The sequence below is a fragment of the Sphaerothrix gracilis Ecp01 genome (assembly GCF_030405905.1).
GTDB classification, from domain to species: domain Bacteria; phylum Cyanobacteriota; class Cyanobacteriia; order Phormidesmidales; family Phormidesmidaceae; genus Sphaerothrix; species Sphaerothrix gracilis.
In genome coordinates this window covers 272,701-288,072 of sequence record NZ_JASATW010000002.1, presented here as the reverse complement: position 1 = coordinate 288,072, position 15,372 = coordinate 272,701, and the positions used below count along the sequence as shown (strand labels likewise).

Here is a 15,372-nt window from a genome sequence, read left to right as displayed (position 1 = left end):
GCTTTTTTGCTGCCAATTTTTTAAAATGTTTGGGCCTGATATGGTGAAGCCATGACCCCTGACGACATTACCCATGAGCTAAAGCAGCGTTTTGGCGATCGCGTACAAGCATTGCCGCCGGATGCCTGGCAGATTGAAACCGATGATTTCCGGCTGTTAGTCCTGCTCTCTAAGGATTTGAGCTGGCTGCGATTGCTAATCCCTATCGCGCCCCAACCGCAAGCAGAACCTTACATGAGGCAAATTCTAGCGGCCAACTTTGACTATACTCAAGAGGCCCGCTATGCCTTCTATGAAGCGGTACTGTGGGGCGTCTTTCAGCACGATCGAGAAACGCTGACGGCAGATAGCTTTCAATCTGCGACCGAGCGGCTGCTGGCGCTGAAAGCAGAGGGCCTCGATCGCTTCTTCAATGATCTGGTTGAGGCTCAAATTCGCCAAATCATTCAGGCTGCTAAGCTGCAGGGACAAACGCTAGAGGAAACCCTGAAAACCCTGGAGCGATTTTATGCAGAAGGCGTTATGGGAGAACTCTCCATGAGCGAAAGTTCGCGGCAAAATACCTTAGAAGCCTGGCAGCGGCAGCTAGAGCGTTTATGGCCGGAAATAGAGGTGCAATAGGATGGATATTGTTGAGCAGCTACGGCAGGACTATACCCGCTTTCCCCAAGACCAAAGCTTCGACCTCTACACCGAGCAGGTCTACTTCAAAGATCCGCTCAACGAGTTTAGGGGGAAAGCCCGCTATCAAAAAATGATTGGCTTTATCCAGCAGTGGTTTATTGACACGCAGATGGATTTGCACGCCATTGAGCGATCGGGCCAAACCATTAAAACCCGCTGGACACTGAACTTTACCGCCCCTGTTCCCTGGAAGCCGCGTATCTCTATTCCTGGCCGCAGCGAGCTGACCCTCAACCCGGATAATTTAGTCAACGCCCACATCGACTACTGGGACTGTTCTCGCCTCAGCGTAATCCAGCAGCTATTCAGCTGGTGAAATCGCCGCGATATAGAACCGATCGGTGTTGATAATGGGGCGATAGCGATTATCGATCAAAGTTTGAATTGCTTGCTTTTGGGCTGAGTTAGTAAATGGGGTATAGCTTTCAACTGTAGAGTAGCTGCCAGCTAGATAGTCGGCTCCGTGAGTAGCTAAAGCCTCTAGCTGAACGGCACTGATATCATCTGGATGAACTAGCCACCCTTTACGGTGAGAAAGATAGAGCAAGGTGGGATCCCCGCCCGTAGCAGAAACAAGCAACGCCTTTTGGGGAGTCGAGGCTTTGACCTGCTGCGCTAGGGCGTAGACCTCTGAAGTATGGACGACTTCGCGCCGCATATAGTCCAAGCTGTAAATCACTGAGCCACTTACCAGCGTCAATCCGATTGCAACTGCTAGAGTCTGCCGCTGCCATTGTTTACCTGACTGCAGCAGAACGTCGCAAGCCTTGCCGATAAAGATGACGCCATAAAAGACAAAGGGGAGCTGATAGTATTCGTGCACATAGCTAGAGGTCGGGGCGATCGCTATTGACACAACTACGCCAATCAGACCCATATCAAAGCAGCCCTCAACTGCCGAGCGGCGACGCACCCATAGCCCGCCCAGGAAGAGAAAAAAGCCAACTACGGCAAAGTGGCGCACTGCCAGCCGCAGCAGAATATCACCCCAAAATTTAAGTGACAGCAGCATTGTCCAGAGATAACGATCGGTGGTACCGCCCCAAAAGCCAAAGGTGTGACCGTAGGTAAGATAGATCTGGTGGGCGTGATAGTACCAGGCGGCGGTCACCCCTAATATGAAGCCGGCATAGACCCAAAGTGCTACCTGCTGAAAGAGCTTGCCTTTAAACTTCACTGCCGCTAAATACAGCAGCGGCAGTCCTAAATAGGCCAGGGGCAAAACTTTGAGCAGACAGGCGATCGCTACAAACAAAGCTGACACAGTCCAGTGCCACCAGCGTTCGGAGTCCAGCCAGCGAATGAAGAAGTAAAGACCCATGACGCAGGCCATCTGCATCATGGACTCAGGCTGAAAAGTACGACTGTAAAATACATTCAAAGGCAAAACGGCATAGAAAAAGCTGGCCCAGAACGCAGCCTGTCGATTAACTACGTAGGCAACTAGCTGAAATAAAAAGAAAAGCGCTACCAGGCTGCAAACAACGGCGATCGCTCTGCCGTAAATTTCAGATACTCCAAACAGCTTATAGAGCAGTGCCACCAGGTAGGAATATAGCGGAAATTCAGTCTCGGCATAGCCAGCCGAACTACCCGCCCAGTCAACCTGAGGATAAAAAAAGTTAAGACCATTTTCAGCGAAATTGCGGGCCAGAGCCGCCGTATCGGCCTGACGCCAAGAATGCACACCAATAATTGGCGACTGAATATTGTAAAGTCTGACTAAAAGTGCCAGTCCCAATAAAAAAAAGATTGAATTTGGCGGCAGCGTCTGGCGCAAACCGTCGGATCTTGAGCGATCGCGCCAGTTCAGGCTGCCTGTTTGTGAATCAGTCGCCATTGTTGAATTTGCCCAAGTTCTTGATAGATAACGCCAGTGGCTAGCTCAGCGCCCGGACTTACCCAAGCGTAGGCATCGGGCGGCAGGTTTGACAGGTGCGGATACAGTTGCCCCAAATGGGGCGTATAAAAGGTCAGCAACACCCAGGTTTTATTCGTTTCACCATCGACTGGGGCCGCAACGACAAAATCAACGGCATGGGCAGCTAAGACAGAAGCCAGCGGCGGTGACTGTAAAGCAGCCTTGAGCGTAGGACTATAGTTGCCCCAAACGCCTGTCAGTCCAGCGATCGCGAATCCTAGCCAAAAAGCTCCCAGCCAGTTAGCTAGCCAAATCTGCGGCGATCGCTTTTGCTGAGTGTGCCAGGTCATAGGCAGTAGTGAGAGTCCTAGCCCTAGCCCTAGCGCGGTTAGTCCATAAGCAGCCACGTCAGCAGGTAGCAGGTCAGGTTTAGTTATGGCTATGATTCCTGCCAGCAGCAGCAGCCCCCCCAAAAGGCCAAAGCTATAGCTGAGAAATCTAGGAAACCAGTGATTTAGCTTCTGGATCAGGTGATCTAGAGCCAGCCCCGAAAACAGTGCCATGAAAGGATAGAGCTGCAGCGCATAGTAAGGCGTCCGCGTGGGAAAAAGGCACAGCAAAGCCAAGAGCACAACCGGATAGCCGATCAGCAGTAGCCGATAAGGGCTGGTGCGGTAGTGCCGCAGGGCCAAGCCCAACCCCACCAAGGCAAACAGTCCCCAAGGGAAGGCATTGACCGGAATATTCCAGAAATAGTAAAGCGGACCGGCATCAGGGTGAAACGGCTCACTGAGTTCTGAAAGCTTGCCAAATAGCTGATTCAGCACGCCCGCTCCATAAGTGAGCACGCTGAGATGCAGCCAGGTGAAGACGACTAAAATACCCCCTATCAGGCCGACATAGATACCAGGATTGGCGAGATGGCGATGCCGCCCGTTTTGCCCCACCAGATAGGGTAAAAGGGCGATCGCGGGCAGCGCAATCATAAAGCTTTTAACTAAAAAGCCAATACCCACGATACTACCGGCGAGCAGGCCCCAATAAATCCGCTCCCGAGACTGCTCAGCCTGCAGCAGCGCCCAGATACCAGTCAGTTCCAAGCAAACCAAAAGCATATCCTGAGTAGCTAAATGCCCGTACTGCAGATATAGCGGCATCACCGGCAGCAGTAAGGCGGCAACTAAAGCCTGGCTTCGAGTCAGAAGCCGTCGCCCGATTGAGTAGATAAGCACCACGCTAACCAGGCAAGCCAGCAAACTCGGTAGTCTTACGGCAACTTCACTGCGGCCAAAGAGGCTATAGCTGCTAGCCATTAGCCAGTTGAGAGCAATGCCGTGAGTATAGACAGGATTCCCCCACCACTGGCGCGCTAGCCAGTGACCAGACTCCACCATAAAACGAGCCTCGACCGCAAAGTTACCCTCATCGTGAGCCATCAGGCTGGGATGGCTCTGACTCGTAAGCAGCAGCAAAGCTGACCACACCGTCAGAAGAAAATAAGGAGAGTGAATAAGTCGCCGCACAGCTACTGAGGATCAGATAAAAATCGTAAAATAGCGAAGCTCCAATTCACGAGTATACCGGGCTAAAGATCTAAAACCCTCGTTTGATTCAGCAGTTCTGGGAATGGAACGAGTCTATAGCGGCTGGTACTTTGACAGCTCGTGAGAAATTATCAAAAGCCTCTTCAAACGGGCTAAACGGGAATTTCAAGCCCTCACGCCTTAAACTAAGAATTGCTGACTTAGGGCCAGCCAACTACCCACTACTGTCCGCAAATTCTTGCGAGGACTTCACCTCATCAGACTGAGGTTTTAGGGGCCAGGTGAAGTGAAAGGCGGTTCCCTGCCCTAGCTCTGATTCCAGCCAAATTTGTCCCCCCTCCGCTTCAATAATCTTTTTGACAATCGATAGGCCGATGCCAGTGCTTTCTGTTTTATCCAGCTTTTGATTAAAGCTTTTAAAGATGCCGAATACCTTGTCGTGATTGTCTGACGCGATGCCAGGGCCATCGTCAGCCACAATAAATTCATAAAATTCTGTCTGCGGTTGAACCTGGATTTGAATGTAGCCGTTGGGGCGATGGTGATGCTTGATGCTGTTGCTGATCAGGTTGGAGAAAACCTGCTGTAATAGTACGGGTTGGGTAAAAAGGGTGGGCATATGCGCATCGACTGAAATGACAAACTCAGGCGGCGGCGCTAGCGAGTCGATCACTTTTGCCAAAAGCTGCCCGGAATCAACGGTTTCAGCGGCCATTTCAGCCCGCCCTGCCCGTGAATATTGCAGCAGGCCGTCGATTAGACCCTGCATTCGCTGAACGCGGTTCTGCAGCAGGCTGATTTGTGTTTGCGTCTCTGGAGAAATCGCAGTACCAAGGTCTTCGGTGATCCATTCAGACAGATTGGCGATCGCCCGTAAAGGTGCTTTCAAATCGTGAGAAACCACATAGGCAAACTGATCTAACTCCTTGTTGCGGTGCTTAAGCAGCTTGGTTGTGCGCAGCAGCTTTTGGTTGAGCTGTAACAATTCATCAGCGCGCAACTGTAGGGCTTGTTCTACCTGCCGCCGTTCGGTGGCTTCTTCTTCTAGCCGCTGATTGGCTCGCTGTAGCTCGGCTGTGCGTAGCTCCACTCGTCGCTCTAGGTCGGTATTGAGCGCTTGAATCGTATTTTCTGCCCGTTTGCGCTCGGCGATCTCTACCTGCAAGGCCCGATTCGTTGTTTTGAGCTGTTTGGGGCTGGGGATCGACAGGGCAACTGGCACCAGCGGCACCATTGACACAGCCGTCAGGGTTGAGACGCCAGCGGTGATAGCCTTGGCGACCCCAGAAAGCCAGTAGGTAGGATGCCAAAGCGTCCAAATGGAGAAGAGGTGAGTCGTACCACAGGAAACAATAAAAAGGCTAAACAGCACGAATATCCAGGAAAAAGGTAAATCCTGCCGTCGTCGCACAAAAGCAATTAGCATCAGCGGAATAGAAAAATAGGCGATCGCAATTAAAGCGTCCGAGACAACGTGCAGCCACACCAACCCAGGTTGCCAAAGATAGCAGTGCCCGTGCGGAATAAATGAGCCAGACGAGAACAAACCACCTAGACCTAAGAGCAAAATATTCATAGATCAATCCGTTAGTACTGAAGGCCCCGCTGATGAGCAATCAAAAATATTGTTTCTCAACTGAGCATATCTGCTGTGACTTTGATCTCCCAAAAATTTTTATAATTCCACGTCGCGGCTGTTCACATCCTGACTACAAGCGCTCAAAACCGCTAAGCTGGCGCTGGCTATATGACGCTATAGATGGGTAGTGATATGGCCGACTGTAGAGCGCAATCATTCGATCTGAGGTAGCTGTGACTGAGCAACTCAGGCAGATGTAGCCTCTTCGAGCGTTTCTGGCGGATGCTGCTGCAAAATCTGCTTCAGGTAGTATCCCGTGTAGGACTGGGAATGAGCCGCGATCGCCTCTGGAGTGCCTTCAGCAATCACTTCGCCACCGCGATCGCCCCCTTCTGGGCCTAGGTCAATAATCCAGTCAGCGGAGCGAATCACGTCTAGGTTGTGTTCGATCATGATGACGGAATTGCCCTTATCCACCAGCCGCTGCACGACGTCCAGCAGCTTATGCACGTCGTAGAAGGACAGGCCAGTGGTGGGTTCGTCAATTAGATACAGGGTTTTCCCCGTCGAGCGCCGGGCCAGCTCAGAGGCTAGCTTCATTCGCTGGGCTTCTCCGCCTGAGAGGGTAGGGGCGGTTTGCCCCAAACGCACATAGCCCAGCCCGACATCCACCATCGTCTGCAACCGACTCGCCGCTTTGGGAATGTTTTGAAAAAAGTCAGCCGCTTCTTCAGCGGTCATATCTAAGACCTGAGCGATTGTTTTGTCCTTGTATTTCACCTGCAGCGTTTCCCGGTTGTAGCGTGCCCCCTTGCAGACTTCACACTGCACGTAGACATCCGGCAGAAAGTTCATCTCAATTACGTTAACGCCCTGACCGCTGCAGGCTTCACAGCGCCCGCCCTTAACGTTAAAAGAAAACTGCCCCGGCTTGTAGCCTCGCGCCTTGGCCTCAATTGTCTCGGAAAATAGCTCCCGAATCACGTCAAATACGCCGGTGTAGGTCGCCGGATTCGATCGTGGCGTGCGGCCAATGGGAGACTGATCAATCACGATCGCCTTGTCCAGCGCTTTTAATCCCTTAATGTCTGAGAGTTCTTTAGGATAGGGAATCTTACGACCAAAGTGATGCTGCAGCGCCGGATGCAGCAGCTCGTTAACCAGGGTAGATTTACCAGACCCCGACACGCCCGTAATGCAAACCAACATACCCAGCGGAATATCAACGCTGAGGTCTTTAAGATTATTGCGATAGGCTTTTTGAATTTGTAGTTTGCGACCGTTACCCTGACGGCGCTCTGTGGGAGTGGCAATTTTGCGTCGCCCCGCAAGATAAGCGCCGGTCAAAGACTCTTCGGCTGCAAGCAAAGCCTGCAAGTCACCCTGAGCCACAATGCTGCCACCGTGAATGCCAGCACCGGGGCCGATATCGACTAAATAGTCAGCGGCGCGGATCGTATCCTCATCATGCTCCACGACGATGAGGGTATTGCCTAGATTGCGCAGCTTGTGTAAGGTTTGCAGCAGCCGATCGTTGTCGCGCTGATGCAGGCCAATACTCGGCTCGTCCAGCACGTAGAGAACCCCAGTCAGGCCGGAGCCAATTTGAGTGGCAAGGCGAATGCGCTGAGCCTCCCCCCCGGATAGGGTCATGGCGGTGCGATCAAGGGTGAGATAGTCCAGTCCTACATCTAGCAAGAACTGTAGTCTAGCCCGAATTTCTTTTAGCACCAGATCGCCAATCTGCATCTGGCGGGAGGAGAGCAGCGGAGCATTGCCGTCCCCGACTAGAGCCTTAATTCGAGCTAGACAGTCTCGAATCGAGACGCTGGTGAGGGCATGGATATTGTGGGGGCCAATGCGAACCCCCAGCGACTCCGGCTTCAGGCGCGTTCCCTGACAGACCTCGCAGGTTTGATTGACCAGATACTTTTCTAGCTTTTGCTTGTAGGTTTCTGAATTGGTCTCGCGATACTGCCGCTCCAGCATCGGGAGTACCCCTTCGTAGCGGCGGTGATAGCCGCGTTGTTCTCGGTAGCGGGAGTCGGTTTCAATATAGATTTTTTCGTCAGAGCCGTGCAGGATAACGTGCTGCTGCTCCGAAGTTAGCTGCTCCCAAGCTGTCTGCAGCTCAAAACCGAAAGCCTGCCCGACGCTATAAAGCAGGGAGAAATAATAGGTGTTATCTTTCTCTGACCAGGGGGCGATCGCCGCATAGACAGGCAGCGTCGGATCGGGCACTGCCAGCTCGGCGGAAAATGTGCGCAAGCTGCCTAAGCCGTGACAGTGGGGGCAAGCGCCGTAGGGCGAGTTGAAAGAAAACAGCCGGGGGGACAGTTCTTCCATCACCGCTCCATGTTCAGGGCAGGCAAAGTTCTCGGAAAAAACCAGTTCGCGGGGTGTCCCGTAGCTGGCCCCTGCCTCAGCCGCTATCGGCCTGTCATTTCTATCTGAGGGCAATCTGTCCGCTAGGGAAACAACTTTTTCTCCCTCCGCCTGGGCCGCGCTATCAACAATCTCGACAATAGCGATGCCTTCAGAGCGACGCAGGCAGGTGGCTAACGAATCTGCTAAGCGCTCTTGCAGGCTGTCCTTTTTCACCAAGCGATCGACAACGACTTCAATATCGTGTTTGTAGTTCTTATCGAGTTCGATGTTGTCGCTGAGATCGCGCACTTCGCCGTTGATCCGAACCCGCACAAAGCCTTCAGAAGCTAGAGCTGACAGCAGCTTTTTATGGGTTCCCTTCTTGCCGCGAACCACCGGCGCCAAAATCTGAAAGCGGGTGCGATCGGGCAATGCCATCACCTGATCGATCATCTGGTCGATAGTCTGAGGCGTAATCGAGCGATCGCAGACCGGACAGTGCGGCTCCCCAGCCCGGCCAAACAGCAGCCGCAAATAGTCGTAAATTTCCGTCACCGTTCCCACCGTGGAGCGGGGATTGTGGGAGGTAGATTTTTGATCAATTGAAATCGCCGGACTGAGGCCCTCGATGGCGTCTACATCCGGTTTGTCAATCTGCCCTAGAAACTGCCGGGCATAGGCGCTGAGAGATTCTACATAGCGCCGCTGACCCTCGGCAAAAATGGTGTCAAAAGCCAGCGAGGATTTACCTGAACCAGAAACGCCGGTGAATACTATGAGCTGATTGCGAGGCAGCTCTAGGCTAATATTCTTCAGGTTATGCTGCCGCGCCCCGCGAATGCGAATGATATCGTCCTCAGCCAAGCTCGGAGCCGGATGGTGACCATTGCGCCCATTCTGAGTCTGGGCGGCTTGGACGGCAGGAACTGAATCGCTTTGAGACATAGAAAACGGCTATTAAACGGCGCACACCCCCTCATGATAGTAAAGCGCTTCAGTCTATGAGTGTCTAAATACCTAAACTGCCGCCTGAACCGAACGAGAGGCAGCATCACGGGCGGCGATCGCAGTGCTGGCCCTCAGCTTTGGGACAGAAGCGCCACCTCCGCTGGCAGCTTTCTGCAAGAGTCGCTGCCGTGCCTGTAGGGTTGCCTGCAGGTCAGGCTTAATCTGAATGGCCTGATTGTAAGCTGCGATCGCTCGCTGAGTTTCCTTGAGCTGCTCTAGGACCTTGCCTTGCTGATGCCAGGCCCAGTAGTTATGGGGCTGCAGCTTCACCACCCGGCCATAGGCGAGGGCAGCTTTCTGGTACTTGCCGACTTTTTCTAAAACGTGGGCCAGCTTGAACCAGGCCACATGATCGTCAGGCTGCAGCTTCACCACCCGACTGTAAGAGAGAGCCGCTTCCCAGGGCTGATCGAGGTTTTCTAAGGCCATCCCCTGCATCAGCCAGGCTAAAGCATCATTGGGATTGGCTTGAACGGTTCGCTGGCAGGCCGCGATCGCCTCTTCGTAATGCTGGAGCTGATAGAGGTGGTCTACCCGCTGGAGCTGCAGCAAAATCTGCTTGCGCCGTTCCAGCGCAGATTGAAAATCGGGCTTAAGCTGAATGGCGCGATTATAAGCTTGAATTGCGGCCTCTAAAGACTGTAGCTTTTCTAAAATTTGACCGCGATCGTGCCAGACCCAATAGTTCTCCGGCTGCATTCGCGCCACTTCTTCGTAGGCGGCCAAGGCCCCCTCATAGCGCTCTAAGGCTTCTAGGGCTTTGCCTCGCTTCAGCCAAGCCAGATAGTCGTCAGGTCGTAGCTGCAGCACCCGGTCATAGGCAACGATTGCCTCTTCAAAGTGACGCAGGTTTTCGAGCGCCAGTCCCTGCTTAAACCAAACCTCATAGTTTTTGCTCTCCGACTGCAGCACCTTCTCGTAGCAGGCCAGCGCTTCGTGATATCGATTTTGACTGAAGAGTTCATCTCCGCGATTGAGCCAGGCTGCTCCCTCCCCTGGCAGCACCATCTCCGCGATCGCAGAAGCCTCTGAGGCTATTGGATCTTCCATCAGAGTCTCAACTGCTGCCAATGCTTCTGAGGCAGAGTGATAGCGCTGACGATAGTCGTAGCGCACCATCTTATCTATAATTTCGGTCAGCTCCTGGCTGATAACCACCTGATCGCGCCAGAGAATTTCACTGTTTTTAGGATCTTTGCGTAAGCGCTTAGGCTCAATTCCCGTCAGCGCTTGAATAGCCAGCATTCCCACCGCATAGATATCGCTGCTGAGGCAGGGTTGCCCCGCGAGCTGTTCGTTAGGCATGTAGCCCATTGAACCGATGGCAATTGTAATACTGAGCTGCCCGTCTTCTTCAATCGGCTGATTGCTGACCTGCTTGACCGAGCCAAAATCAATCAGAATGACTTTCTGATCGGCCTGCCGCCGAATTAGATTAGACGGTTTAATATCGCGGTGAATGACCTGATGCTGATGCACGTAGGTCAATGTGCTTAAAACATCCTGCAGCAGATCAATTACTTGGGCTTCGCTAAACAGATTTTCTGCCGTCAGCTCGTTACTCAGCAAGGAGCCTTCAATATACTCCTGCACTAAATAAAACTGTTTATTCTCCTCAAAATGAGCCAGCAATCGGGGAATCTGGTGATGGCAGCCGAGCTGATACAGGGCGGAAGCTTCAGCATCGAAAAGGCGCTGGGCTGACTCAAATGAAATGCTATCAGTCACCCGAGGCTTGAGCTGTTTGACCACACATCTAGGCTGACCGGGTAAGTGTAAGTCTGTTGCTAAATAGGTTTGCCCAAAACCTCCACCGCCTAAATGCGAAATAATTTGATAGCGCCCACCAAGTTTTTGGCTCAACATAGGGTGATGAGTGATAGATGCTGACCTGCCAGTTGAACATGAAGCTAACAAGCCATCTTCAAGAAATTCCGTGTAGCTAAGGGCTAGTAGGTATACGAGTAACCGATGTTCAGCGAATCATTGACGTATATTCACCCTTATAGCAGCTAGCTGGCCGCTGGCGGATGAGTGAAACTGTTGAGTTTACAAGTTCATTTTGACGCGAGTATGACCTTAGCTTCGGCAAAAGAATGCAGACTTCACCGTATGTTTAAGCCGATGACAAATTAGATTTACGCCTGCTTCAAGACTGTTTAGGGGGTTTCACCCCTTAAATGGAACAAAATTGCTGTCCGGCTATGGTGCTTGCCACTGGGTTACCGCTGGTTGAGTTTGAACCAGAACCCGCCCTTGCGAAATCACTGTTCTCACCGCCGGGCGGTGGCAAATTGCTTCATAGCGATCGCCCCCATCTAGCACAATCAAATTCGCTGGTTTACCCACGGCTAAGCCATAGCTCTCGCCGAGGTGCAACGTTTTAGCGCCGTTCTCCGACACCATGTCGTAGCAGGTATTGATTTCATCTCTCCCTGTCATCTGACAGACATGTACCGCCATCCAGGCTACATCTAGCATATTGCCTGTGCCCAAGCTGTACCAGGGATCTTGAATACAGTCATGGCCCAAGCTGACATTTTGACCGGCCTGCCACAGCTCTTTGACACGGGTAACGCCGCGCCGCTTGGGGTAGGTGTCAGTCCGTCCCTGCAGCGTGATATTGATCAGCGGATTGGCAATGAAGTTGATGGGGGTGCGCCGTAGAAAGCCCATAAGCTTAAGAGCATAGGCATCGTTATAGGAGGCAAAAGCGGTGGTGTGACTGGCGGTTACCTGTCGGCCCATTCCCGTTCGAATGGCTTGAGCAACCACGACTTCTAAAAACCGTGACTGCTCATCGTCGATTTCGTCACAGTGAATATCGATTAGGCGATCGTATTGGGCCGCTAGCTCAAAGATGCGATGCACCGAGCGCACACCGTCTTCTCGCGTCAGTTCATAGTGAGGAATACCCCCTACTACATCTGCGCCCAGCTTCAGCGCCTCTTCTAACAGCGCGGCGTTATCAGGACTGGTGTAAACGCCATCTTGGGGAAAGGCCACAATCTGTAGCGTCATCCAGTCTTTGACGGCCTCACGCACGGCCAGCAGCCCTTTAAGCGCTGTCAAGCTCTTTTCGCTCACATCGGCATGGGTACGGACAAACAAAACGCCCTGCTGGGCCTGCTGCTTTAGAGCCGCGATCGCGCGATCTTTGACATCCGCTAAGCTGAGATTTTGCTTGCGATCGCGCCAGATTTCGATCCCTTCAAACAGGGTGCCGCTGCGGTTCCAGCGAGGCTGTCCGGCAGTGAGAACAGAGTCGAGGTGAATATGGGAGTCAACTAAAGGCGGACTGACCAAATTGCCGCCAGCGTCAATTTCAGTGGCAGCGCTGTGGGAGAGGTGCGGGGCGATCGCAGTAATCTTGTTTTGCCCAATGGCAATGTCAACGAGTTTTCCTTCAGCCGCTCCGATGAGCCGACACTGGCGCAAAATCATAGACGCAGAAACCATAGAGCGCTGACCCCACACTTAATTTCGCCACAACTGCCAGCCCTGCCGACGGCAACCCCAAAGAGGCTCAAAGGCTATGTCGGTTCTACCAGACCCTGCTTTTCCCACCAGCGATTGAGTGGATAGTAGATTGCGGGTGCCCAGAGACTGCTGAGAATGGCTGAACTCAGGGCTATGCGCTGGTGATAGACCCAAATCTCGGTTAGGGGCGGATAGAGCGAACCGGGCTGAACCAAATTGTGCAGGCTGATTTGAATCGCCGTGACCGTTTCAGCTACAACCGCCATGCCAAAGACAATCAGGGCCACCGAAACAATATCTTCTTGAATGTATCGCTGCTTTTGCAGTCGCGCCGTCAAGATGCCAACCAGGATAAGGCCAAGGGTATGGGTAGGCTGCGGAGAGGTCATCCCGTCCTGCAGCAATCCTAAAACCAGCCCCGCGATCGCCCCTTCAAAAGCGGTGCGTTTGACGCTCCAGGCCACCACCCACATCAGCACCCAGTTAGGCCCGACGCCCAAAATTTCCATGCCTGGAATCCGGGTGGGCAACATCAGCAGACAAAGCAAAACCGAACCCACGGTGACCATGCTGTTTAAGAAACGCCGCGTGCGGAGATGCCGAAGGCTGCTAGCACCTGATGGAGTCATGGGAGTTAAAACGAAGCGTCTTCTAATGTTTCTGTGAGATTGCTGCCTGGCTCATCGGTATCTAACTTCGGCTCAAATGGATGCACCATTACCCATTCCAAAGCACTGATTGGGGCCGAAAGCTGAATGACCGCTTCTGGAGCCGGACTCTTGGTGAGATCTAAAGACTCAACTCGGCCAATAGGCACATCCTTAGGATAAAGGCGGCTGTAGGAAGAAGTGGTCACAACATCTCCAGGCTTGACATCTGGCAGCTTGTCAAAAAATTCCATCACGACCCGATTGCTAGACTGCCCCCGCATGTAGCCCATAGCGCGGCTACGGCTAACCTTGACACCCACGCGGCTGGTCGGATCGCTAACTAGCAAAGCCCGGCTGGTGTTGGGGGTAACTGAGACAATTCTGCCCACTAAACCGCCTGGCCCGGTGACGATATAGCCCACTTCAATGCCGGCCTGACTTCCTCTAGCTAGAGTGACTTGCTGCCACCAGTGATCAGCGCTGCGACCAATGACGGCAGAGACAACCCCCGCTTTGAGCGCCTCATCTTTGGAATCAACCAGATTTTTGAGCGTTTGATTCTGATTTTCTAGCTCAACAATGCGCTCCTGCAGCTCCAAAATATAGGCGTTTTCAATTTGCTCTGGTTTGGTCAAACCAGGCTGCAAAGGACGGGTAATCCACTGGTAGATCTCATAGACTGCAGCGCCCTGCGTCTGGCGAATAAACCAGGCAGATCCGACTGCCAGCACAATAAAGCCTGTACGTAAGGCATATCGATCCCACCAGCGACGCAGTACAAACATAGAGATTTTACTTATGAACTAGCGCTATAGACTACGAGAGCGACCACTAAAGACCCGCTCAAGCTGGTTGAAGTTCTCCAAAACCCGACCTGTTCCTAAAACCACACAGCTCAGCGGATCGGCGGCTACGTGGACCACAATGCCAGTTTCGTGACTGATCAGCGTATCTAAACCATGCAGCAGGGCACCGCCTCCCGCCAGCATAATGCCGCGATCGATGATATCTGCTGCTAGCTCAGGGGGCGTCCGCTCTAAGGTGCGTTTGACAGCTTCAATAATGACGGAGAGCGGTTCAGACATGCTTTCGCGGATTTCTGGTGCCTTGATGGTAACTGTGCGCGGCAGCCCTGAAAGCAGATGTAAGCCCCTAACATCCATCATCAGCTCACCGTCATCGGGGGTAGGATAGGCTGAGCCAATTTTGATCTTAATTTCTTCAGAGGTGCGCTCACCAATAACCAGGTTATGCACCTTCTTCATGTATTGCGAAATCGACTCGCTTAGCTCGTCCCCAGCAATACGCACTGATTCGCTCAGGACAGTTCCCTGCAGGCTTAAAACGGCAACCTCAGTGGTGCCACCGCCAATATCAATAATCATATTGCCAGTGGGATCAGCTACGGGCAGTCCGGCCCCAATGGCCGCTGCTACCGGCTCATCAATCAGGTAAACCGTTCTAGCTCCGGCCTGCTCAGCCGCATCCATCACGGCGCGGCGCTCTACCCCAGTAACACCGCTGGGAATACCAATGACGATTCTGGGTGATACCAGTGTTCGTCCTTCATGCACCTGTCGAATGAAGTGCTTGAGCATTAGCTCAGCCGTATCAAAATCAGCAATTACGCCATCTCGCAGCGGTCGCAGGGCGACAACATTGCCGGGAGTCCGGCCCAGCATCTTCTTAGCTTCTTCCCCGACGGCAAGCGGCTTCTTGTCATTCTGATCGATGGCGACAACTGAGGGTTCCTGCAAGACGACCCCCTTGCCAGACACATATACGAGGGTATTGGCAGTTCCTAGGTCAATACCCATATCACGGGAAAAGGATAAGCGATCAAAAAGACCCACTAGCCTACAATGCCCCCAAAACGAGCGGTTTTAATGAAAAACTTCCAGCACAATGTCCGCAAAGTTTTGTCGAAGTGGATTCTATTACGTTTCGTATCGCGGCGTCTAGTCGGGTAAACTCTCTTCTGAAAGTAAACTGGCGTCATTGGCGGCAATGGCGTTGCTAGTTGCGCCCGTCTGTGAACTGTCGAAGTAAGCTGTCTAACGAAGTGCATAGGTTATTGACCGTGGGGGGGGTGCCCCGTGTATCTGCAGTCCTAGTGAGTCTCAAAACTCCTAAATTTATGATCTAGACTGGAGAGTGCAGCCTCTTACTTACTCAATTCATTGCTGAAAGACCGAATCA

General features: G+C 52.6%; 11 protein-coding genes. 2 read left to right on the top strand and 9 right to left on the bottom strand.

All coding sequences use genetic code 11. The features are described from left to right. Positions 1-51 precede the first annotated feature (51 nt). Together QJQ48_RS03150 and QJQ48_RS03145 are read left to right on the top strand one after the other, a co-directional pair. Entirely contained in the window at positions 52-621 is a 570-nt protein-coding gene (locus QJQ48_RS03150) for a hypothetical protein (protein ID WP_346289730.1), read from the top strand. Position 622: 1 nt separating this feature from the next. Continuing rightward, complete coding sequence (locus tag QJQ48_RS03145) at positions 623-1,000, top strand: C6orf136 family protein (protein WP_346289729.1); 378 nt, start codon at positions 623-625, stop codon at positions 998-1,000. Here the strand turns inward: QJQ48_RS03145 and QJQ48_RS03140 are convergent. The 9 genes from QJQ48_RS03140 to QJQ48_RS03100 form a co-directional block, all read right to left on the bottom strand. Then, complete coding sequence (locus QJQ48_RS03140; protein WP_346289728.1) at positions 986-2,524, bottom strand: ArnT family glycosyltransferase; 1,539 nt, start codon at positions 2,522-2,524, stop codon at positions 986-988. The two genes, QJQ48_RS03145 and QJQ48_RS03140, sit on opposite strands and share 15 nt — an antisense overlap. After that, the gene (locus QJQ48_RS03135) at positions 2,494-4,068 is read right to left on the bottom strand and encodes an ArnT family glycosyltransferase (protein ID WP_346289727.1); all 1,575 of its coding nucleotides are present in this window, start codon (positions 4,066-4,068) and stop codon (positions 2,494-2,496) included. Before QJQ48_RS03135 ends, QJQ48_RS03140 begins: the two co-directional genes overlap by 31 nt. 235 nt (positions 4,069-4,303) lie before the next feature. Further along, complete coding sequence (locus tag QJQ48_RS03130; RefSeq protein ID WP_346289726.1) at positions 4,304-5,665, bottom strand: sensor histidine kinase; 1,362 nt, start codon at positions 5,663-5,665, stop codon at positions 4,304-4,306. Between the two features lie 249 nt (positions 5,666-5,914). Beyond that, entirely contained in the window at positions 5,915-8,980 is a 3,066-nt protein-coding gene (gene uvrA, locus QJQ48_RS03125) for an excinuclease ABC subunit UvrA (RefSeq protein WP_346289725.1), read from the bottom strand. 72 nt (positions 8,981-9,052) lie between these two features. After that, on the bottom strand, positions 9,053-10,909 hold the full coding sequence (locus QJQ48_RS03120) for a tetratricopeptide repeat protein (protein ID WP_346289724.1): 1,857 nt from the start codon (positions 10,907-10,909) through the stop codon (positions 9,053-9,055). Positions 10,910-11,245: 336 nt separating this feature from the next. After that, positions 11,246-12,502 carry a cytosine deaminase gene (gene codA / locus QJQ48_RS03115; RefSeq protein WP_346289723.1) on the bottom strand — a complete coding sequence of 419 codons (1,257 nt, stop codon included), beginning with the start codon at positions 12,500-12,502 and terminating at the stop codon, positions 11,246-11,248. A gap of 74 nt (positions 12,503-12,576) precedes the next feature. Beyond that, complete coding sequence (gene mreD / locus QJQ48_RS03110; protein WP_346289722.1) at positions 12,577-13,152, bottom strand: rod shape-determining protein MreD; 576 nt, start codon at positions 13,150-13,152, stop codon at positions 12,577-12,579. 5 nt (positions 13,153-13,157) lie between these two features. Next, positions 13,158-13,958 carry a rod shape-determining protein MreC gene (gene mreC / locus QJQ48_RS03105; protein ID WP_346289721.1) on the bottom strand — a complete coding sequence of 267 codons (801 nt, stop codon included), beginning with the start codon at positions 13,956-13,958 and terminating at the stop codon, positions 13,158-13,160. Between the two features lie 24 nt (positions 13,959-13,982). Continuing rightward, positions 13,983-15,026 carry a rod shape-determining protein gene (locus tag QJQ48_RS03100; protein WP_346289720.1) on the bottom strand — a complete coding sequence of 348 codons (1,044 nt, stop codon included), beginning with the start codon at positions 15,024-15,026 and terminating at the stop codon, positions 13,983-13,985. Positions 15,027-15,372 lie beyond the last annotated feature (346 nt).